18 protein-coding genes are annotated in these 20647 nt (G+C 72.2%); 6 read left to right on the forward strand and 12 right to left on the reverse strand.

Translation table 11 applies throughout. From position 1 onward, the window contains the following. Positions 1-359 precede the first annotated feature (359 nt). The 3 genes from ACH4ZA_RS04390 to ACH4ZA_RS04400 are packed head-to-tail and all read left to right on the forward strand — an operon-like array spanning position 360 to position 2889. Positions 360-1532, forward strand: a complete 1173-nt coding sequence (locus tag ACH4ZA_RS04390; RefSeq protein WP_319278123.1) for an ABC transporter ATP-binding protein — start codon at positions 360-362, stop codon at positions 1530-1532. Next, a complete protein-coding gene (locus tag ACH4ZA_RS04395; RefSeq protein WP_319278121.1) occupies positions 1529-2224 on the forward strand; it encodes an ABC transporter permease subunit in 696 nt (231 codons plus the stop codon). Before ACH4ZA_RS04390 ends, ACH4ZA_RS04395 begins: the two co-directional genes overlap by 4 nt. Next, on the forward strand, positions 2221-2889 hold the full coding sequence (locus tag ACH4ZA_RS04400) for an ABC transporter permease (protein ID WP_319278119.1): 669 nt from the start codon (positions 2221-2223) through the stop codon (positions 2887-2889). The genes ACH4ZA_RS04395 and ACH4ZA_RS04400 overlap by 4 nt, the downstream gene beginning before the upstream one ends. A gap of 412 nt (positions 2890-3301) precedes the next feature. On the opposite strand, the gene ACH4ZA_RS04405 is transcribed toward ACH4ZA_RS04400, so the two are convergent. From ACH4ZA_RS04405 to ACH4ZA_RS04420, 4 genes are read right to left on the reverse strand one after another with little or no spacing between them, the layout of a single operon-like run. Next, a complete protein-coding gene (locus ACH4ZA_RS04405; protein ID WP_319278117.1) occupies positions 3302-3901 on the reverse strand; it encodes an ATP/GTP-binding protein in 600 nt (199 codons plus the stop codon). Next, positions 3888-4331: a DUF742 domain-containing protein gene (locus tag ACH4ZA_RS04410; protein ID WP_319278116.1), complete on the reverse strand. Its 444-nt coding sequence runs from the start codon at positions 4329-4331 to the stop codon at positions 3888-3890. Before ACH4ZA_RS04410 ends, ACH4ZA_RS04405 begins: the two co-directional genes overlap by 14 nt. 31 nt (positions 4332-4362) lie before the next feature. Next, positions 4363-4839: a roadblock/LC7 domain-containing protein gene (locus ACH4ZA_RS04415; protein WP_057575808.1), complete on the reverse strand. Its 477-nt coding sequence runs from the start codon at positions 4837-4839 to the stop codon at positions 4363-4365. Beyond that, positions 4836-7919, reverse strand: a complete 3084-nt coding sequence (locus ACH4ZA_RS04420; protein WP_398427944.1) for an ATP-binding protein — start codon at positions 7917-7919, stop codon at positions 4836-4838. The genes ACH4ZA_RS04415 and ACH4ZA_RS04420 overlap by 4 nt, the downstream gene beginning before the upstream one ends. Before the next feature lie 386 nt (positions 7920-8305). On the opposite strand from ACH4ZA_RS04420, the gene ACH4ZA_RS04425 reads away from it, so the two are divergent. Further along, positions 8306-9265, forward strand: coding sequence for an ABC transporter substrate-binding protein (locus ACH4ZA_RS04425; protein ID WP_319282314.1), 960 nt, complete (start codon positions 8306-8308; stop codon positions 9263-9265). A 40-nt stretch (positions 9266-9305) separates the two neighbouring features. After that, positions 9306-11420, forward strand: coding sequence for an aromatic amino acid lyase (locus ACH4ZA_RS04430; RefSeq protein ID WP_398427945.1), 2115 nt, complete (start codon positions 9306-9308; stop codon positions 11418-11420). A 24-nt stretch (positions 11421-11444) separates the two neighbouring features. Here ACH4ZA_RS04430 and ACH4ZA_RS04435 read toward each other — a convergent pair whose 3' ends face one another. Then, positions 11445-12815, reverse strand: a complete 1371-nt coding sequence (locus ACH4ZA_RS04435; protein WP_319282308.1) for a glycoside hydrolase family 43 protein — start codon at positions 12813-12815, stop codon at positions 11445-11447. A gap of 212 nt (positions 12816-13027) precedes the next feature. Between ACH4ZA_RS04435 and ACH4ZA_RS04440 the strand changes: the two genes are divergently transcribed. Beyond that, a complete protein-coding gene (locus tag ACH4ZA_RS04440) occupies positions 13028-13444 on the forward strand; it encodes an ankyrin repeat domain-containing protein (RefSeq protein ID WP_398427946.1) in 417 nt (138 codons plus the stop codon). 32 nt (positions 13445-13476) lie between these two features. Here ACH4ZA_RS04440 and ACH4ZA_RS04445 read toward each other — a convergent pair whose 3' ends face one another. The 7 genes from ACH4ZA_RS04445 to ACH4ZA_RS04475 all read right to left on the reverse strand — a co-directional run bounded on the left by ACH4ZA_RS04445 (position 13477) and on the right by ACH4ZA_RS04475 (position 20497). Next, the gene (locus ACH4ZA_RS04445; RefSeq protein ID WP_319282302.1) at positions 13477-14082 is read right to left on the reverse strand and encodes an ATP/GTP-binding protein; all 606 of its coding nucleotides are present in this window, start codon (positions 14080-14082) and stop codon (positions 13477-13479) included. Further along, positions 14069-14431: a DUF742 domain-containing protein gene (locus ACH4ZA_RS04450; RefSeq protein ID WP_319282299.1), complete on the reverse strand. Its 363-nt coding sequence runs from the start codon at positions 14429-14431 to the stop codon at positions 14069-14071. Before ACH4ZA_RS04450 ends, ACH4ZA_RS04445 begins: the two co-directional genes overlap by 14 nt. Position 14432: 1 nt before the next feature. After that, positions 14433-14864 (reverse strand): roadblock/LC7 domain-containing protein, encoded by a 432-nt coding sequence (locus ACH4ZA_RS04455; RefSeq protein WP_319282297.1) that lies wholly within the window; start codon positions 14862-14864, stop codon positions 14433-14435. An 11-nt stretch (positions 14865-14875) separates the two neighbouring features. Further along, the gene (locus ACH4ZA_RS04460; RefSeq protein ID WP_398427947.1) at positions 14876-17689 is read right to left on the reverse strand and encodes a nitrate- and nitrite sensing domain-containing protein; all 2814 of its coding nucleotides are present in this window, start codon (positions 17687-17689) and stop codon (positions 14876-14878) included. Between the two features lie 47 nt (positions 17690-17736). After that, positions 17737-18750 carry a substrate-binding domain-containing protein gene (locus tag ACH4ZA_RS04465; RefSeq protein WP_398427948.1) on the reverse strand — a complete coding sequence of 338 codons (1014 nt, stop codon included), beginning with the start codon at positions 18748-18750 and terminating at the stop codon, positions 17737-17739. 620 nt (positions 18751-19370) lie between these two features. Continuing rightward, complete coding sequence (locus ACH4ZA_RS04470) at positions 19371-19832, reverse strand: DUF6114 domain-containing protein (RefSeq protein WP_319281406.1); 462 nt, start codon at positions 19830-19832, stop codon at positions 19371-19373. After that, on the reverse strand, positions 19832-20497 hold the full coding sequence (locus ACH4ZA_RS04475) for a DUF6230 family protein (protein ID WP_319281407.1): 666 nt from the start codon (positions 20495-20497) through the stop codon (positions 19832-19834). The genes ACH4ZA_RS04470 and ACH4ZA_RS04475 overlap by 1 nt, the downstream gene beginning before the upstream one ends. Positions 20498-20647: the final 150 nt, after the last annotated feature.

Raw genomic sequence — 20647 nt, forward strand, 5'->3', positions numbered from 1 at the left:
GGCGCCCCGCCCCTCCGGCGCCCCGCCCCTCCGGCGCCCCGCCCCTCCGGCGCCCCGCCCCTCCGGCGCCCCGCCCCTCCGGCGCCATCCCCTCTGACGCCCCGGCGTGGGGGAGAAGCCCCGCGAAACGCGGAGAAACGCAGCGGCGGCGGGCTGGTCGCCGGCCACGAAATGGCGTCAGGAGACTCATCGGCAGTGCGAGCGGAAGCGCTCTCACGCGTTTCCCCAAGAGCCTCCGGTGCTTGCCGTGCCCTCGAATACCCTCGAAACACAAGAGGTCTAGACTCTCCCCGCAATGACCTGAACTCGTGTGGTCGAGTACGGGCGGAAACGGCCAGACCCGAAGGGTATTCGGCGTTTTGATACGGATAGATTCAGTCACCAAGCGGTATCCGGACGGCACGGTGGCGGTCGACCGGCTCTCCCTCGACATACCGGACCGCTCGATCACCGTCCTCGTCGGCCCGTCCGGCTGCGGCAAGACGACCACCCTGCGCATGATCAACCGCATGGTCGAGCCCACCGAGGGCACGATTCTCATCGACGGCGTCGACAGCCGTCAGCAGCCGGTCAACTCGCTGCGCCGGTCGATGGGTTACGTCATCCAGAACGCCGGGCTCTTCCAGCACCGCACGATCGTCGACAACATCGCCACCGTCCCCCGGCTGCTGGGCTGGAGCAAGGACAAGGCCCGCGCGCGAGCCAGGGAGCTGATGGAACGGGTGGGGCTCGACGCCTCGTTCGCCAAGCGCTACCCCTATCAGCTCTCCGGCGGTCAGCAACAGCGCGTCGGCGTGGCGCGGGCGCTCGCCGCAGACCCGCCGGTGCTGCTGATGGACGAGCCGTTCTCCGCGGTCGACCCGGTCGTCCGCAAGGGCCTCCAGGACGAACTGCTGCGCATCCAGGAAGAGTTGGGCAAGACCATCGTCTTCGTCACCCACGACATCGACGAGGCCGTCAAGCTCGGCACCATGGTCGCCGTACTGCGCACCGGCGGCAGGCTCGCCCAGTTCGCGCCGCCCGCCGAGCTGTTGTCCGACCCCGCCGACGCGTTCGTCGAGGACTTCCTCGGCGCCGACCGGGGCATCCGCCGTCTGTCGTTCTTCTCCTCAGCGGAACTGGAGTTGCTCACCGCCCCGATCGTCGCGGTCGACTCCACCGCCGAACAGATCGGCGCCCGGGCCACGGCCGACGTCCCCTACCTGCTCGTCACGGACCTCGACGGCCGCCCGCTCGGCTGGAGCGAGCCGGACGCGCTGACCGCGGGACAGATCGACGCCGGCCGACTGCTGTCGTACGGGCGGCCGTTCGTCGCCGGACAGGACTCGCTGCGGGCCGCGCTCGACTGCGCCGTCCTGTCGCCCACCGGCTGGGCCGTCGCCGTGGACGCGGAGGGCCGGGCCGCCGGAGTCGTCCCGCAGGCGGCGATCGCCGAGGCGATCCGCGGCGCCCACGCGGCCGGCCGACAGGAGCAGCGGGAACGGCAGGACGAGCGGCCCGCCGCGGAAACCGTTTCGAAGGCCGTCCGGTGAACCGCTTCTTCGACATCCCCAGCGACCTCCAGCACGACTGGCTCGGACTGATCGGGCTGCATCTGCGCGAGGCCCTGCTGCCGGTGCTGGGCGGGCTGCTGCTCGCCCTTCCGCTGGCCCAGCTGTGCGTGCGGCTTCGCTGGCTGTACCCGCCGGTGCTGTGGGTGACGACCGTGCTCTACGCCATCCCGTCCCTGGCCTTCTTCGTCGTCCTCATCGACTACACGGGGCAGACGGAGCTCACCGTCATGATCCCGCTCACCGTCTACACCCTGGTCGTGCTCGTCCCGGCGATCGTGGACGGCGTGCGCTCGGTGCCGCAGGAGACCCTCGCCGCGGCGACCGCCATGGGCTTCGGACCCGTGCGCCGGTATGTGCAGGTGCAGTTGCCGATCGCGGTGCCCGCGATCATCGCCGGTCTGCGGGTCGCGACCGTGTCCAGCATCAGCCTCGTCAGCGTCGGCATGCTGATCGGCAACCAGGGCGCGCTCGGCAACCTGCTGCACGACGCGCAGATCTACAACCGGCCCGAACTGGCCTGGAACTCCGTGATCACCACGGCCGTCCTCGCGGTGCTCGTGGACGCCGCGCTGGTCCTCGTACGGCTCCTGCTGACCCCGTGGATGCCGCGCGCCGGCGGCCGCCGGCGGGCCGCGCAGGCGGCGCCCGTCCTGGAGGGGGCAGTCCGGTGAACGTACTGAACTTCGTCAACGCCTTCTTCGGCGACGGCGCCCACTGGCACGGTTACGACGGCATCCCCACCCGCCTGCTGGAACACGTCCAGTACTCGCTCGAGGCGCTCGCCCTCGCCGCCCTCGTCGGGCTGCCCGTCGGACTCGTCACCGGCCACTACGGCAAGGGCGGCAACACCCTCACGCTGATCGCGACCGCGGGCCGCGCACTGCCCACCTTCGGTCTGCTGGTGCTCATCACCATCAGCACCGGCTTCGGCATGATGCCGGTGATGATCCCGCTGGTCGTCCTCGCCGTGCCGCCGATCCTGGTCACCACCTACGAGGCGGTGCGCTCCGTCGACCCGTCCCCGGTGGACGCGGCGCGGGGTATCGGCATGGCCGAACCGCGCATCCTGCTCCAGGTGGAACTGCCCGTCGCGCTGCCGCTCATCCTCGGCGGACTGCGCTCGGCGGCCATCCAGATCGTGTCCACCGCCACCATCGCCGCGTACGTGGGCCTCGGCGGGCTCGGCCGCTTCATCGTGGACGGCCTCTACCAGCACGACTACGAGAAGGTCGTCGGCGGGGCCACCCTGGTCGCCGGCATGGCCCTCGCGACCCTGGGCATCTTCTGGGCCCTCGCCCGCGCGACGGTCTCGCCGGGAGTGCGGCGCGCCCACTAGGCCCCGGCCCCACGCCCACCAGGCCCCGGCCCCACGCCCACCAGGCCTCGGCCCCACGCCCACCAGGCCTCGGCCCCACGCCCACCAGGCCTCGGCCCCACGCCCACCAGGCCCCGGCCCCACGCCCACCAGGCCCCGGCCCCACGCCCACCAGGTCCCGGACGTACACCCACCAAAACCCGGACTCGCGCAGCAGACGTCACCCAGTGACGGCAACGCGGGTCCGCGGTGTTTCAGCGGGTCGTTCCATGTCCTGAAGCCGGTTGTGAGACGGGACCGGACCCCTGGTGTGCCTGAAACCGGTTGTGGAACAGGACCGGACCCCTGGCGTGCCTGAAACCGGTTGTGGAATGGAACAGGACCGGACCCCCCGGTGCGCCTGAAAGCGGTTGTGGAACAGGAGTCGGGTTTCTCAGCCCTCCGTGCGGGCCAGGGCCTGTTCCAGGACGACGAGCAGGGCGTCCCGGACCGAGCCGCGTTCACGCGCGTCGAAGACGAGGAGCGGCACGCCGTCCGACACGTCGAGGGCCCAGCGGACCTCGTCCAGCGAGTGCGCCACCTGACCGTCGAAGGCGTTCACGGCAACGGCGAACGGGATCCGCTTGTGCTCGAAGTAGTCGACGGCGGCGTAACAGTCGTCGAGACGGCGGGTGTCCACGATGACGAGCCCGCCGACCGCGCCCTCCACGATGTCGTCCCACATGAACCCGAACCGCTCCTGGCCGGGCGTGCCGAACAGGTACAGCTTGAGCGTCGGGTCGATGGTGATGCAGCCGAAGTCCATCGCCACCGTGGTGGTGGTCTTGCGCGGGGTGTGACTGAGGTCGTCCACACCAGCCGCGACCTCGGTGATGGCCGCCTCGGTGGTCAGCGGCTCGATCTCGGAGATCGAGCCGACGGCGGTGGTCTTGCCCACGCCGAAGCCGCCCGCGATCACCAGTTTCACCGGCAGCGGCGGCCGTACGGCGGCCTGTCCGGCCGAGGTGCGGACCAGCGGTTCAGTCGGTGTCACGGAGTACCCCCCGGGAGTCGGGGATGGCCCGCAGGCCATCGATAACCCTGCGCAGTACGGACGCGTCGTGGGTGGCGCCGGAGTCGGGCACGTGCACCGACAGCTGCCCCGCCGCCCGCAGGTCCTCGGCGAGGACCCGCACCACGTTCAGATGCAGCCGCAGCCGCGCCGCGATCTCCGCGATGGACTGCGGCACGCGGCAGGCGGCGACGATGTCGTGCTGCTCGAAGGAGAGCCGGTGCAGCGCGTCGAGCCCGTCGGCCGTGGCGACCAGTTGGGTCTCCACGGGCATCGTCCGGCCGGACGACGCCTCGCCCGGGCGGCCGGCGACCCGTCCGGCGGTCACGAGGAAGGGCCGTACGGCGGGCGCGGGCCCGACGGGGGCGACGCCGTCCTCGCCGGCCCCGCGCGGGGTGCGGCCGTCCGCCATCGGTGTTCGCTTTCTCTGCGGTGGCGCGCGCTCAGCGCGTCCGTGTGGCGCCGACGCTGTTCTTCAGTTCCAGGACGAGCTGCGGGTTGAGCGCGCTGCCGGCGCGGTTGGCGAACACCGTCATCTCGTAGGCGATGTTGCCCAGCTTGGCCTCCTTGTCGGTGACCACGCCGAGCACGGCGCCGCTGCCGATCGCGGAGACCAGCACGTGACCGCCCTCCAGATCGATGATGACCTTGTTCAGGCCGCCCAGGCCGTAGTTGCCGGAGGCGCCGGCGGCCAGGCTGGTGATGCCCGACACGATCGCGGCCAGCCGCTCGGAGTCGGCGTGCTCGCGCAGCTCCGACACGGCGATCAGCAGTCCGTCGGAGGACACCGCGATGGCGTCCACGACCCCTGCGGTCTCGGTGGCGAAACGATTGAGCAGCCAGGTGAAGTCGGCTGCGGCGGCCCGCAGATCGGTGGGCGTGGCGTCTCCGGCGGGAGTCTCACCTGTCGACGTGCTCACTGCTCGGCTCCTTCCGGAAGGTGGTTCTGGTGGTGCGTGTGGTCCCGGCCCGACGGATCGGACGTCACTGTCCGGTCGGTCCGGTCGGTCCGGTCGGCCCGGTCGGCCCGGTCGGCCCGGTCGGGGTCACCGTCGCGACGGTGGTCGCGTCCGTGGTCGTCGCGGCCGTCGTGCCCGTGCTCGCCGCGGTGTGCGGGCGGGGTGACGGGACGCGGGTGTTCGCCGGTGTCGCGGTGTGCGCGCGCCACGGCCGCCTCGAACTCCTCGAGCGCACTGCGCACGGCGTCCGCGTCCGCCGGGCGGGCGGCCTGTCTGGCCGTCTGCTGCGCGGCGGCGTCCACGTCCGTGCGCAGCGTGGCGCCGCGCACGCGACGGCGCAGGGGCCGGGCGCCGTCGGGTTCGCCGGCCGCCGAGGCGGGCGCGGGTGCGCCGACGCCTCGCGGCCCACCGGGCGGCGGTGAGGCGTCCGCGGCCGACGTCGGACGCGAGGCCGGCGTCGCTCCCGCCGTCGCGGTCGGGGCGGTCGGTGCTTGCGGGGTGGTCGGGGCCGTCGGCGCCGGCGGCGGTGTCACGGCGTCGGGCTCGGGGGCCGGACCGGACGAGTGGGCCGCCGGAGCGGTCCGTGCCGTGCCGGAGGCCGGGGGTTGCGCCGAAGCGATGTGCGGCTCCGCCTCGGCGTGGGGGCGCATCGCGCGCTCCGCCGTGCGGGGCGCGGGGATGCCCGGCGCGCCGACGTGGGTGGGAGGCTCGGCCTCCGTCGTGCGGGGGCGCGCCGCGGGGAACGTCCCGGACGCGACCGCTCCCGGCTCGTCCCTCGTGTCCGGGACGGCGGAGTCGGAGCCGGAGGGGGGCGTGCGGTTCTCGGCGACGCCGTCGGCGCCCGCGGCGCTGCCGGAGCCCTGCTGCACCGCCGACGCGGCCTGGTCCCGCCGGGGGACCCGGCGGGGGAGCGCCGCCGGGTCGTCGTCGCGCGCGGCCCAGGAGGGGACCGAGGCGGACGGGGACGGACCCGCCGCGGGAGCCGACGGAGCGCTCTGCCCGGCGGAGTCGGGACGCGTCGACGAACCCGGGGCGGCGGACCTGACCGACGCGCCGACCTCGCTCATCGTCAACAGCAGCGTGGAGGGGATCATCACTTCGGCCGTCACGCCGCCGCCCGGGGTGCGGGTGAGGGTGACGTCGACGTCCCAGCGGCGGGCGAGGGCGCCGACCACGAACAGGCCGAGCACCTTCGTCGGCACGAGGTCGAGGCGCTCGCGGCGCACCAGACGCGCGTTCTCCTCGGCGAGGCGCTCCGCGCTCATGCCCAGACCGTGGTCGGAGACGGTGACGGACGCGCCGTCCTCGTCGGAGCCGACCACCACCTCGACGGGGCTGTCCTCCGGTGAGAACGAGACGGCGTTCTCCAGGAGTTCGGCGATCATCAGCGTCAGGTCGCCGATGATGTCCGGCTCCACGACGGCCTCGGTCGCGGCGCGCAGCCGAACCCGCTGGAAGCCCTCGATCTGACCCAGCGCGGCGCGTACGACGTTGGTGAGCGCGGTCGGGCCCGCGTCCAGGACGGTCTCGCGGATGCCGGCGAGCAGCATCAGGCTGTCGGCGTTGCGGCGCAGCCGGACGGCGATGTGGTCGATGGAGTAGAGGCGCTCCAGCAGCGCGGGGTCGGTCTCCCCGCGCTCCACCGCGTCGATCAGGGCGAGTTGACGAGTCGTCAGGTTGCTGACGCGGCGGCCGACGTTGCCGAACATCTCGGCGACGTTGCGCCGGCTCAGCACCTGGCGCTCCAGCAGCGCGGCCGCGGTGGTCTGGACGTTGTTGAAGGCCTCGGCGAGTTCCCCGATCTCGTCGTCGGCGGTGACCGGCAGTTCGCGCAGCCGGGGGGAGCCGGACTCCTCGGCGTCGTCGTCGGCGACACGGGCGAGTTCGCGGCCCGCGACGTCGGCGACCTCCTGCGCGGCCCCGGTCAGTGCCAGCACCGGACGGACCACGGAGCGGCGGACCAGGACGGAGAGGGTGATCCACAGGGCGAAGCAGAGCAGCGCGAGGCTCAGCAGCAGGACCGCGCGCCACCGGGCGCCGGAAGCCGTGTCGTCGGCGCGGTCGGCGATCTGGCCGATGAGCGACGCCGTGATCGCGAGCCGGGACCCGGCCTGCGCGCTGTAGTCGGGGTAGCGGGCGATGGCCGCCCGCAGCGCCGCCCGGATGTCGGCCTTCGAATCGGCCTGCAACGCGCTCGGGTCCACCGCCAGGTCGGCGTAGTGCCGGCTGATCGAGGCCTGCGAGGTGTTGTGCTCGATGCCGCCGAACTCGTCGGACTGCGCGGGGCTCGCGAATCGCTCGAACCGCGCGGCCTGGTAGGTGAACAGCTCGTAGGAGCCGACCGCGCCGGTGAACTCGATGAGCGCGTTGCTGTCACCGGTCCCCGCGGAGAACACGCCGGTCTCGTAGGCGCCGTGGGCGGCGTCCGCGCGCAGCAGCGAGTCGAGGAGGTTGCCGGTGAAGGTCGAGGCGAGCGCGGAGTTGTGCTCCAGACCGAGGCCCTCGATGAGGCCGTCGGCGGCGCCCGAGTACGCGGGGTCGATGTTGTCGGCGGGCAGATAGCCCTGCTCGATGGTCTGCCGCAGCCCGGCGAGTCCCTGGACCTGCCTCAGTGCCTGGGCCTCGGTGTCCGGCAGCCGGTCGCCGAAGGCGTCGACCACCTTCTGCACCTGCTCGTCGACGGCGGCCTGGGTCTGCCGGTAGCTCTCGGCGGAGGGGGCGTCGACGCCGGAGGCCGCCTCGTACCGAACGGAGAGCAGGATCGCCTGCTGGTGCTCGGCCTGCAGCCGGGCGACGAGCTGGGCGACCTGTGTGCTGTCGCGGACCAGTCGGGCGGCGTTCTCCGCGCGGTCGGACTCCTGCACCAGGTCGACGATGAGATATGTCAGGAGCAGGGCGATCACTGCCAGCGGGATGCCGACGAGCACGTTCAGCTTGCGCTGGAAGGGCCATCGGTCGGCGAAAGCCCGCAGACCCCGGGGTGCGGACGGCGATGCCGAGGACGCCGAGCCGGCGGACGCGTCCACCTCTTTCGTGGACACCGGGCCTCCTTCAAGAGGGTGTTGCAGGCGCGCAACGGGTGCTTGTGCGGTGTTCTGTCCCATTTGTATGCGCATGTGCCCGTACGGCTATGACGCATGCGCGGCCCCCGTATGCCGCTGTGGCTGACGCCGACTGCTGTGGCGGACGTCAACTGCGGCGACACTATCGCTAATTCGAACGGTCACGTGCGTCGCCCCGCGTCAAGAATCCATTACGAAGAGAGATCTCCGAAGGTGCGCGGACCGTCTCCCCGTGCGCCGGGTGCCGATCACGGATCGACGCCGATCGGTAACACGGCTGCTCTTGACCGATCGAGAAGCGGATGGATTGGATCAGGACACAAGTGTTTGAGTTCTCATCAACCCCCCAGCTCGGAACGGGAACCGTGACTTCCAACGCTCACAGCAGCAGGTCCCTGAGGAACCACCCCGGCACGGCGGCCGTCGCCCTGGCCGCGACGACGCTCCTGCTGGCGGGATGTGGCTCCTCGTCCGGCGACACCGACGACCCGCTCGCAGGCGACAAGGCGGCCGGTGACACGGTGGTCGTCGGCTCCAACAACTTCGCCGAGAGCGTCCTGCTCGCCGACATCTACGGCGAGGCCCTGAAGGCCAAGGGCGTGAAGGTGTCCTACAAGCCCAACATCGGCAGCCGCGAGACCACGTACGGGCTGCTCAAGAACGGTTCCATCACCGTCCTGCCGGAGTACAACGGCTCCCTGCTGGCGTACCTGGACAAGGACGCCGCGCAGACCTCGCTCGCGACGGTGAACGCCTCGGTCAAGACGAAGCTCGACTCCAAGCTGACGCTGCTGGAGTCGTCGCCCGCCGAGAACAAGGACTCCGTCACGATCAACGCGGAGACCGCGAAGAAGTACAACCTCACCTCGGCGTCCACGCTCGACGACCTCAAGGACGTCGCGCCCGAGCTGGTCCTCGGCGGTTCGCCCGAGTTCCAGACCAGGCAGCAGGGCATGGTCGGCCTGGAGTCGGTGTACGGGCTGAAGTTCAAGAACTTCAAGGCGCTCGACGCGGGCGGTCCGCTGACCCAGGCGGCGCTGAAGAAGAACACCGTGCAGGCCGCGGACATCTTCACCGCGGACCCCACCATCGCCAAGGAGAAGTTCGTCGTCCTCCAGGACCCGAAGAACCTCTTCGGGTTCGCGAACGTGACGCCCCTCGTCTACAAGAGCGGCCTCTCCAAGGAGGGCGTCGACGCGCTCAACGCCGTCTCCGCCAAGCTCGACACGAAGACGCTGCTCGACCTGGACTTCCAGGTGCAGCTCGAGAGCAAGGACCCGCTGGACGTCGCCAAGGCCTGGCTGAAGTCCGCAGGCCTCGGCTGAGCCCGGCCCCACCCGTCCGAACCACCGGAGCACCGAACCGTTGGACGCGCCGGCTGACGCAACGCCCCGGGTCCCCCCGCACCGCGAGGGCGCCCGGGTCGTCCTGAACGGAAACGCCCTCACCGTCGGCGAGCTGATCGCGCTCGCCGACGGCGCGGCCGTGCCCTCGGCGGCCCCCGAGGCCCGGGAGCGGGCCGTCCGTTCCTGGCGGACGGCCCAGCGGCTCGCCGCCGCCGGGCGGCTGTACGGCCGCGGCACCGGCGTGGGCGCGCAGCGCTCCGTGGCGGTCGACGAGGACGACGAGGTCGCGCACGGACTGCGCCTGCTGCGCAGTCACGCCGGCGGGGCCGGCGACCTGCTGCCCGGCCGCCAGGTCCGGGCGATGCTGGCGATCCGCGCCAACCAACTCCTCGCCGGCGGCTCCGGCATCCAGCCGGCCTTCGTCGACGCCCTCGTCGAGGCCCTGAGGCTTCGCGTCCACCCGGCCGTCAACGAGTACGGCGGCGTCGGCACCGGCGACCTGACGGCGCTGGCCCAGACGGGTCTCACCCTCCTGGGGGAACGGCCGTGGACAGGTGAGGGGGCGGGGGCGACGGACGCGACCGGTCGGCCCGCGGCGCCCGAGGCGCCGACAGCGCCTGAGAGGCCCGATGCGACCGTCGCGCCCACTGCGCGCGCCGCGCCGGCGGAGCCCGCCGTGGCGATCACCGCAAGCGATACGGGCGATGCGGGCGATGCGGATGGGGGTGCGGTGGCGCGCGGCGGCAGGGATGCTGGGCCGAGCGCCGGACCGTCCGGCCCAGGTCCGGTCTTCCCGGACGCCTCCATCCGTGCCGTCGCGGCCACCGGCACCGAGGCATTCACCGGCACCGACGCATTCACCGGCACCGGCACCGACGCCGGGGCACCCACCGGCACTGGTACCGGCGCGGTCACGGGCGCCGGGGCGTCCACGGGCGTCGGCGCACGCACCGGTACCGGCGCACCCGGCGGGACTGCCGTCGCCGCCGACGACTCCGCCGTCGCCGCCGTCCACGTCGTCTCCGGCGTCCGGTCCGCCGACGGCGCCCGACTCGCCTTCGTGACCGTCCCGTCGGCTGCCGCACCGTCCGGCCGGGCCGCCCCGCCCGATCACGCTGACCTCGACCTCGACCTCGACCTCGACCTCGCCCCCGTGCCGGGCCGGCCCCGCGCGGCGCTTCCCGGCCGAGTCCCGGTTCCCGTCGTCCTGCAGGCCGGAGACGCCCTCGCGCTGCTCAGCAGCAACGCCCTGGCGCTGGCGCAGGCGGCTCTGGCGCAGGGGGAGGCCGGGATGCTGCTGCGGGCCACGCACGCCGTCGCCGCGCTCTCGCTCGTCGCGGTGTCCGGGTCGCCGGAGGCGTACGCGGCGCCGGTGCACGCACTGCGGCCCTATCCCGGCGCGGCCCACGCGGCGGGCGAGGTGCGGCGGTTGCTCGGACTGCCCGGCCGGCCGTCGTCCCGTCCGGGGGGCCGGGTCCAGGATCCCTTCGCCTTCCGTGCCTTCCCCCAGGTGCACGGCTGCGCCCTGGACGCCTCCGAACGGCTGCGCGAGATCGTCGAGGTGGAGATCAACTGCCCTTCGGAGAATCCCCTCATGGATCCCGACGGCGCGGCGGCCTACCACCACGGCGGTTTCTTCGCCGCCCCGCTGGGCCTCGCCCTGGACGCGGCCGGGCTCGCGCTGCTGCAGACCGCGCAGCTCTCCGCCGCCCGCCTGGCCGCGCTCGGCGACCCCGGACTGACCGGACTGCCCGCCTTCCTCGGCGGCGGGCCCGCGAGCAGCTCGGGCGCGATGATCCTCGAGTACACCGCCAACTCGGCGCTCGCGGAGCTGCGTTCCTGCGCGACGCCCGCGTCGGCGGGGCACGCGGTCCTGTCACGGGGCCTGGAGGAGGCCGCCAGCTTCGCCGGTCAGGCCGCCCGTCAGGCCCTGCGCGCGGCGGACGCCTACGCTGTCGTCCTCGCCTGCGAACTCGTGGCCGCCGTGCGGGCGTTGAGGATGCTGCCCGGATCTCCGCCGGTCGCCGCGTTCGCCGTGGCGGCGGCCGCCCTGCCCGAGGGCACGGACGACCGCCCCCTGACCGACGACGTGGCGGCGGCCGCCGAACTGCTGCCGGTTCTCGCTCGGTTGTGAGTGAGGCCGCCGAAGCGGCCCGGCTCAGTACCCCACGTAGAACGTGGCGTCCTGCTTGTCTGTCGCCGTCGAGACCGGATCGATGCGCAGGACGTAGTTGGAGTGCCGGATGTACCGGGTCGGGTTGTTGTACGAGCGGAACGACGACCAGCCAGCGTCCGCCAGTCCCGCCGTCCGGTAGAACGTCGCGTCCCCGGCGAACGTCGACGTGCCGTCGTTGACGTCGAGCTGGAGCGCGTAGTTGTAGTGCCGCAGGTACCGGGTGGGGTAGTTCACGGACCGGAAGGAGACGCCGGAGCTGTCCGCGAGGCCCGGCACCAGGGTCCACTGCGAGTCCTTGTACGGCTCGACGGGGTACTCGTCGATCCGGCCGGCGTAGTCGGAGTGGCGCACGTAACGGGCGGGGAAGTTGTAGGACTTCAGCCGGTTCCAGGCCGGGGCGCCCCACTTGGCCACCAGGTTGTCGTACTGGGTCGACGTGATCGTCGTGATGCCGCAGTGCTTGGAGTTGACGGGCTGGGTGTAGGTCTTCTGGTCCAGTGCGGTCCAGGTGCCGGCCGACAGGTCGGTGGACTGCCAGGCGTAGAAGACCCCGTTGGGGGTGTAGGTGTCGCCCCACAGGTACCAGGTGCCGGAGGTGAGGGACTTGACCAGCGTCGGGGCCTCGGTGCCGCCGTGGGAGACGGCGGTGCTGAAGGGGGTGAAGCTGCCCGGGTTCAGTGAGGTGGACCGGGCGCCGAGAAGGGTGCCGTTCTTCTTGAAGTAGAGATAGTTGACGCCGTTCACGCCGACGGCCATGTCACCGTCGATCACGTCGTAGCCGGGGTCGAAGAAGACCTGGGGGGCCGAGGCGGTGACGAAGTCGGTCGTGTAGTTGACCATGATGACGTTGTGGCCGCTGCTGTTGACGGCCGAGTAGATGAGGGCGTACTGGCCGCGGCCCGCGTCCCAGAAGGCCTCCGGCGCCCAGCTGTGGGTGTTCATGTCGTGCAGCTTCAGCCGGTGGTATCCGGTGAAGGTGCGCAGGTCGGTGGAGTTCCAGACGTGGACGTACTGGCTGACGTAGTTCCAGTCGGTCCCCTTCAGGTCGGTGGCGAGCACGACGAAGGTGCCGTCCTGCTTGCGCAGGATGAACGGGTCGCGCAGTCCGAGCGCACCCTCGGTGGGGGTGACCACGGGGTTGTTCTGGTTCAGCGGCATCCAGCGCAGCCCGTCCGTGCTGACGGCCAGGTGCAGGCCGTAGTCGGTGCCGTCGCCGAGATTCGTCGATTCGGTGAAATAGGCCATCACGTACGCGGAGTCGGCCGCGCGGGCGGAGGGGACGCCGAGAGTGAGGGCCAGGGGGACGGACGCGGCGGCGCCGAGGAAGAGGCGGCGGGACGGGTTGGGGGTCATGTGCGCTCCAGGGGGATGCAGCGGGGTGCCCGGATACAGCCGACATGATTCGATATTTCGAACCGAGTTCGGTGAGTCGGTCAGAAGGTAGGGGCGGGAGGGACGCAGGTCAATCACCGGGACACGCTTGGCGGTTTCCCGCCGCTTTCCTGTGTGCCGCTCATGGGAAATGCCGGCGACGTCCGCACCGCGCCGGACTAGGGTCCTCACCCGTGAACAGGAGACGGCAGAAGAAACTGACGGCGCGTCTGATCCGGGCGGCCCGCTTCGAGGACGGCAAGAGCGTCGACCGGTTGCTCGAAGCCGGCGCCGACCCTGCGGCGGCCGACGCCGAGGGGACGACTCCGTTGTACGCGGCCTGCGTTCAGGGCGAAGCCGACACGGCCCGCAGACTCCTCGAGGCCGGAGCGCCGCCCGACGCGGAGAGCGCCGGTCTGGGCGCCGAGGGAACTCCCCTGTGCGCCGCGGCCTGTTGGGGGTACGTCGACACCGTCCGCGTCCTCCTCGCAAATGGCGCCGACCCCAACCTCCGCGAGGACCACGGCACGGGCCTGACGCCCCTTCAGTGGGCGACCGCGGGCCCCCACCCGGAGACGATCGACGTGCTGCGCGAGGCCGGAGCCCGCTGAGCGCGGCGGCGCCGGCGGGACGTCCCGACGTCCTAACCCTGCACCGCCCCGGCGGTGACGTCGTCGATCAGATGGTCGATCAGCGCGATGAGCACGTCACGGCACGACTCCCGTTCGCGCGCGTCGCAGAGCAGCACCGGAACGTGCGCCGGCAGCGCAAGCGACTCCCTGATGTCCTGCGCGGGGTAGGGGTGCAGGCCGTGGAAGCCGTTCACGGCGATGACGAACGGGATGCCCCGGCGTTCGAAGAAGTCGACGGCGGCGAAACTGCACTCTGGCCGGCGCACGTCGAGGAGGACCACCGCCCCGAGCGCCCCGATCGCCAGGTCGTTCCACATGAACCAGAACCGTTGCTGGCCCGGTGTGCCGAAGAGGTACAGCACCAGGTCCTCACCCATGGTGATCCGCCCGAAGTCGAGGGCCACGGTGGTGGACCGCTTCGCCTCGATGCCCTTCAGGTCGTCGACGTCCAGCCCGGCGACCGTCAGCGGTTCCTCCGTGCGCAGCGGCGCGATCTCGCTGACCGCCCCGACCATGGTCGTCTTGCCGACGCCGAAGCCGCCGGCGACGAGGATCTTCACGGTCTCGGGCGCCGCCGCCGAACCGGTGGCGGGAGCGGCGCCGTCAGATCCGGCCAAGGCCGTCCCTCACTTTCTGCAGCAGGTCCAGGTCCAGGTCCGCGGAGCCGGTCACCGAGCGGGGCGGCCGGGCCGTGATCAGACCCGCCTCCAGCAGGTCGCAGAGCATGATGACGACCACGCTCACCGGCAGGTCGAGATGGGCCGCGAGCTCCGCCACGGCGACGGGACGGGCGCACAGCCGCAGGATCCGGGCGTACTCCGGCTGCGGCCGAGCCACCCGGGCGGGTGGTGGATGCACCGCCGTCACCGTCGTGATGAGCGTGAAGTCGGCGCGGCTGGGCCGGGTCCGTCCACCGGTCAGGGCGAACGGCCGGACGAGCCGGCCCGCTTCGTCGCCTCCGCTCACCTCACCCGCCGTGGGTGCGCACGGCGGGACCGACATGGGCCCGCGGCGCCGCGCTGAGGTGCTCGCCGATCTTCTTCACCAACATGTTCATCTGGTACGCCACCACACCGACGTCCGCGTTCTTGCCGGCCAGCACGACGAGATGGGCGCCCGGACCGGCCGAGGTCAGGATCAGGTAGGTGTGGGCCATCTCGATGAGGGCCTGACGCACCGGGCCGCCCCGGAAGTCCATGCTGACGCCCTTGCTGAGACTCATCAGCCCGGACGCCGTCGCCGCCAGCCGTTCGGCGTCCTCGCGCAGGAAGCCGGTGGACTTGCTGACCACGAGCCCGTCCTCGGAGAGGACCACGGCCTGGTTGACGTCGGCGACGCGGTCCACGAGGCCGGTGAGCAACTGGTCGAGCTGGGTGTTGGTGCCGGGGAGGGATGTCATCGCGGTGTCCTTCATGAGCGGTCGGCGGGCGGTGTCGGGGTCTTTGCGGCGCCCGCGGCGGTGACCGGCGGGCCGGGGGCCTCCTCGGCGGTCGTGTCCTGCGGGCCGGACGGCGGCTCGTCGGCGTCGGCGTGGGCCCGCAGCGTGCCGCGCTGGAACCCGGCGAGGGACGACGCGGCGCGCTCGGCGGTGAAGTCGTCCAGGACGCGGTCGTCCTCGAATGCTCCGGCGGACGAGGGGTCCTCGCGCAGTTCGCCGGCGAGGCTGGTCTGCGGGACCCGGCGCGGCAGCGGCGTGAGGCCGCCGAGAGGGGAGCCGGCCCCCACGGGCACGCCCACCGCGGGCACGCCCACCGCGGGCGCGCCCGGGGAGGGCGACCCGTGTGCCGGGGCGGAGGCGTTGCGGACCGGGAGAGGGGGCGGGGTCCGGTGTTCGGGCCCGCCGTCCTCCCGGCCATCCTCCTGGCCGGGGTCCTGTTCCGTGTCCCGGCCCGGGTCCCGGCCCGGGTTCCGGTCCCGGTCAGGGTCGAGGGACACGCCCTCGTCGGGGCGGGGCCGGCCGTGCTCGTGCTTCTGCGTGCCGGACTCGTGCCGCGCGTCGCGGAGGGCGGCGCCCGCCGCACCGAGCCCCTCCCGCGGCGCACCGGGGGCGGCATGCGCCTCGCCGGGAGCGGCGGCCGCCGGGCCGGGGGAGTCCTGCCGCGCCTCGCCGACGGTCTCCCGCGCGCCGACGGGCTCCCCGCGCGCCGCGTCCGCGGCACCCGGCGCATCGGGCGCGGCCGGTCCCGGGGACGGGACGTCGGACGCTCCCCGCCCCGCGACGGCCGCGGCGGCGGGTCCGGCGGGCGCCGCCGTACGGGAGATCCCGGCGGCCGGGTCCTCGCCGTCCGGCGATTCGCGGACCACGACCTCGTGCGGAAGCAGCACGATCGCGGTGGTGCCGCCGTACGGCGAGGAACGCAGGGTCACGCCGATGCCGTGCCGGGTCGCCAGCCGGGCGATCACGAACATGCCGAGCCGCAGGTCGTCGGCGAGCGCCACCACGTCGAACTGGGGAGGCACCGCCAGCTGCGCGTTGAACGAGGCGTAGTCCTCCTCGGACATGCCGAGGCCGCGGTCCTCGACCTCGATCGCGAGCCCCTTGGCGACCAGCGTGGCGCGTACCCCGACCGGGCCGGGCGCCGGCGAGTAGGCGGTCGCGTTGTCGATGAGTTCGGCGAGCAGATGGATCACGTCCGCCACGGCGGGCGGCGCGATGCACACCTCCTCCTCCGTGTGCACCTCCACCCGCTGGTACTCGGCGACCTCGCCGACGGCGCTGCGCAGGATGTCGATCAGCGCCACCGGCTCGGACCAGCTGCGTCCGGGCCGGCCGCCGCTGATGATGACGAGGTTCTCCTCGTAGCGGCGCAACTGGCTGGCCGTGGAGTCGAGTTCGTACAGACCGGCGAGGACGTCCGGGTCCTGGTGCCGGCGTTCCAGTGCGTCGAGCTTGCTGAGCTGGAGGTTGACCAGGTTCTGGCTCTGCCGGGCGATGCCGAGGATGACCTTCTCGAAACCGCGCCGGGTGTCGGCGAGTTCCACCGCGGTGAGCACCGCGGTGCGCTGTGCGGTGTTGAACGCCGCCGCCACCTGGCCGAGTTCGTCGCCGCCGTAGTCCAGCGGCGGGGTCTCCGCGTCCACGTCGACGGTCTCTCCGCGATCCAGCCGGGCCACCACGTCCGGGAGCCGCTCGTGCGCGAGTCCCAGCGTGGCCATGCGCAGTCCGCGCAGCCGCCGCGACAGCGAGCGGGTGATCCGCCAGGACATGCCGACGCACAGCAGCAGGGCGACGAGGCCGCCGGCGCTCAGCGAGGCGGCCGTGATCAGCAGGCCGCGCGCTTCGTCCGCGCTGCGCCCCAGCAGGTCCACGGTCTGCTGCCGGATCAGCTTCTCGTACTGGGCGGAGACGTCGATGAGGGCGGCGCGCCATTCCTTCTGCACGTCCGGCAGCGCGATGTCGCCGTTCCCGCCCTGTCTGGCCCGGGCCGCGAGCACCTTGTCCTCGACGGCCTCCAGGGTCTGCCACTGGTAACTCGTCAGGATCTGCTCGGTCTGCGTCTTCGCAGGGCCGGTGAGCGAGGGCACGATCTGGTCCTGCACCAGCCAGCGCCGGCTGTTCACCAACTGCGCGAACTGGGCCCACGTCTTGTCGTCCATCCGCCCCGAGGGCCCGGCCAGCGTCAGGTTCAGGTCCTCCTCGGAGACCAGCTCGGCCGCGTGCTCGAGGGCGACGAGCGGTCCGGCCTGCGAGGTGAGGTCGCCGTCGTCGACCTGGGACAGCTCCTGGAAGGCGTGGATCTGGTCGTCGATGATCGAGGTGTACTGGTCCAGGGCCTGCGCGGCGGTGATGTCGACCGGGGCGTCCACCTGACCACGGTAGTACTCCAGACTGCCCACGGAGGCGACGACCGAGTAAAGCCGGTCCCGGACGCGGGCCGGCGCCCGCTGGATGTCTTCCGCGCGGGCGACCAGTTTGGCGACCGCCACGTCCGTCTTCTGGCGCTGCGCCTCCAGCGCGGCCCGGGAGCCGGCCGGTCCGGAGGCCAGCCACACGGCCGACAGACTGCGTTCCTGCTGCAGTGCGAGGGTCGCCTCGGTGCCCATGGCGCCGGTGGAGCGGCTGAGTTGGGTCTGCGCGCGCAGACGCAGACCCTCCGAGAACATCTGCGTCGTCGTCACACCCCACATGGCGGCCAGGGTGACGCTGGGCACCAGCGCGAGGAGGAACAGCGAGAGACGTATGGAGCCGAGTCGGCGGCGCCGGGCACCTGTCCGTGGAGACATAGGTCGTCCTAGGGCGATCAGCGGGGGTGGGGGCGGTCGAAGACGGGTCAGCGGGTCCCGGCGGCGGCCAGGCGTGCGACATCGGAGACGTTGGTCTTCGTGACGAAGGCCGGCCCCGTCAGCACGGGCGCGACGCCGCCGCCACTGACGTTGCCGTTGGTCTTGTGGAGCCACAGCGCGTCCACGGCCAGATATCCCTGCAGATAGGGCTGCTGGTCCACCGCGAACTGCACCCGGCCGTCGCGGACGGCGGTGACCAGGTCCTTGTCGAGGTCGAAGGTGGCGACCCCGGCCTTGCTGCCGGCCTTGTCGGCCGCCTGCACCGCGGCGAGCGCGAACTGCGCGCCCAGAGTGACGACTTCGTCGATGTCGGGATCCTGCCGCAGCCGGGTCGTGAGTGCGGCGGTCATGGCGTCCATGTCCGTTCCGTCGACGTAGAGCATCCGGGTCTCACCGTCGAAGGTCTTCTTCACGCCCGCGCAGCGCGCCTCCAGCGCGACGTTGCCCTGCTCGTGGATGACGCACAGGGCGTGTCTCACGCGCAGAGCGTCGAGCTTGTCCCCGACGGCGCGTCCCGCCACGCTCTCGTCCTGGCCGAAGTACTCCAGTATGCCCAGCGAACGCCAGGCGTCGATACCGGAGTTGAAGCCGACGACGGGTATGCCGGCCGCCTTGGCCTCGGCCACCGGACTGCGCATGGCCTGCGGCTTGGCCAGGGTCACCGCGATGCCGTCGACGTGGTCGCGGACCGCCTCCCGCACCAGTTCGGCCTGTCCGGCGGGGTCGGAGTCGCTGGCGTAGGTCAGGTCGATGCCGTCCTTGGCGGCCGCCGCCTGCGCGCCCTTGCGCACCAGCTCCCAGAAGGGGTCCGTCGCGGCGCCGTGGGTGACCAGGGCGACCTTGAGACGGCCGCCCGCGGCTCCCGCCCCGTCCGCGTCCGCACCGGACGAGGCGGCGCCGGTGCAGCCGGCGAGCAGGAGGCAGCAGGCCGCGGCGAGGGCGGCCAGACGCAGGGACCCGCGGGGACACGGAACGACAGGTGCGGGGATCGGAGTGTTCATGGGGGGCTGCACCTCGCTGTGCGGCAGAGCAGGAGGACGGGGCGAGCACCGCCGGAACGCAGGGGTGTGCACCGGCGGAGAGGACATGCGTTGGCTCGGAGCCAACCGTGTGTGACCACTGGTAGTCAAGTGAGCACCCACCAGGTGTGAGGAGACGGTGCCGCATTGTGATCCGGAACGCGGTGAACAGGGGTGTCCGGACGTAAGAGCGCAGGTGGGTTGACCGTTGGTCAGTCCAGGCGGAATCCGTTTCCGCGCGCCGTGTCCGGGTCGCCCGGCACGTCACGCGCCCCCGGGCAGGCGTGCCGCCCTTCGCGTGACGGGCCGCTTCGCGCCCTCGTGGCGGGACCGTCGGCATCACCCCGCGCGCCGACGGCAGGGTGTGCGGGGCGGGTCCGTATCGACCGCGTCGCCACGGCGGGGGCCCCGGACACGCGGCGCCCCGGGGCGGGCGGGACGGACGGCCCGGGGCCCGGTGCGGGGCCGCGGGCGGTGACCGCGCGGGCGCGGATCCGGCGGTGATTCCGGCGGCCTGGCCGGCGCACGACCGGCGGGGCCGGAGGCGGCCTGCTGTGCGCAGGTCGTCCCGGCCCCGCCGGTGAGGTGAGGTGCGGCCGTCGTCAGGCGGTCTTGCCCGCGTCGGGCAGCGGTCCGCTCTTCATGAACGTCTGCGTCGCCGACGGTTCCTGGCCCTCCTCGCGCCGCTTGCGGCGGCTCACGCGAGGCTCCTGGTCGGGCAGCCAGCCGAAGGCCACGGAACTGCCCACGACGCCCAGCGCCAGACCCACGACGAAGCCGCCGATGTTGGAGGTGAGCCAGGTGCCCAGGGAGAGCAGGATGGCGATGATCGAGTAGAACAGCCGCTGAGTCGGGTTGAACAGGATCAGCAGGCCGCACAGCACCATCAGGGTCGGCAGGAGGTAGCCCGCCAGACCCTGCATGCCGACGTGCAGGATGACCGGAAGGGGCGCCTTCATGGTCACCAGGATCTCGGTGCCGCCCAGGACCAGCATCAGGCCGCCCGCGAAGGGCCGTTGGCCTCTCCACCTGCGGAAGCGGTCCCGCCACTGGGTGGAGGTCATTACTTGCAGCCCTCGCTGGAGAAGCTCATCTTCAGTCCGGGGAGCTTGAAGACGGCGGCGGTGGCCGCGTAGTTGTGCTGGTACAGGTTCTTGATGACGACCGTGTCGGCCTGCTGGCCGTAGACGCCCGCGGGGCCCTGGATCGGGACCTTGTCGAACGTGCTCGAGTCGCGGCCGATCTCGATGTTGTTGAACTCGGCGTCGCCGGAGATCTCGTCCGAGTCGATGGCCAGGTTCTTCACGCTGACCGGGGTGGAGCCGCCGCCCGCCTTGAGCACGAGCTGGATGCCGCCGAGGTCGACGCTCTGGCACATGTTGGTGATCTTGCCGTTCTTCACGACCGAGGTGACGACCAGGACCTGACCGCCGGTGTCGCCCTGGTTGGGGCTGTTCTCGATCATGCTGTCGAGTCCGCCGAACTGCGCGAACCCCTCACCGTCGAGCCGGTCGGCGGTCACCACGAACGGCATCCCGGAGATCGCGAACTGCACGCCCAGGGCGCCCTGTGCGGTGAGGACGGCGAGCCCCGCGGCGACGAAGGTGGCGGGCACCGCCATGACGGCGGCCCGGCGCAGCCGGACCCGGCCGCGTCTTTCTGCGGAACCGCTTTCGGGGTTCTCGGGGGTGTTGTCGGCGGACGAACTGACGTCCGGGGACGAGGCCATTTCTGCTCCCATGCGCTAAGTCGTGCGGGTTGGGCTTCAGCGGCACGTTGTCCTGGCGCGGACAGCGGCTGCTGCGCACGCCTCCTCGCAACTCCCGGAAACCGCAAGGGCTTTCTCGTTACGCAGCAGTAGCCTTCGAGGAAGTTACCG

The sequence above is a fragment of the Streptomyces sp. NPDC020597 genome, from assembly GCF_044335095.1.
Lineage (GTDB): Bacteria > Actinomycetota > Actinomycetes > Streptomycetales > Streptomycetaceae > Streptomyces.

Coding starts and splice junctions, on each gene's coding strand:
- ACH4ZA_RS04410 (WP_319278116.1), bottom strand. CDS start 4,331: ATGGCGGACGGCCGCACCCCGCGCGGGGCCGGCGAGGACGGCGTCGCC.
- ACH4ZA_RS04435 (WP_319282308.1), bottom strand. CDS start 12,815: ATGACCCCCAACCCGTCCCGCCGCCTCTTCCTCGGCGCCGCCGCGTCC.
- ACH4ZA_RS04455 (WP_319282297.1), bottom strand. CDS start 14,864: ATGACATCCCTCCCCGGCACCAACACCCAGCTCGACCAGTTGCTCACC.
- ACH4ZA_RS04460 (WP_398427947.1), bottom strand. CDS start 17,689: ATGTCTCCACGGACAGGTGCCCGGCGCCGCCGACTCGGCTCCATACGT.
- ACH4ZA_RS04465 (WP_398427948.1), bottom strand. CDS start 18,750: ATGAACACTCCGATCCCCGCACCTGTCGTTCCGTGTCCCCGCGGGTCC.
- ACH4ZA_RS04470 (WP_319281406.1), bottom strand. CDS start 19,832: ATGACCTCCACCCAGTGGCGGGACCGCTTCCGCAGGTGGAGAGGCCAA.
- ACH4ZA_RS04475 (WP_319281407.1), bottom strand. CDS start 20,497: ATGGCCTCGTCCCCGGACGTCAGTTCGTCCGCCGACAACACCCCCGAG.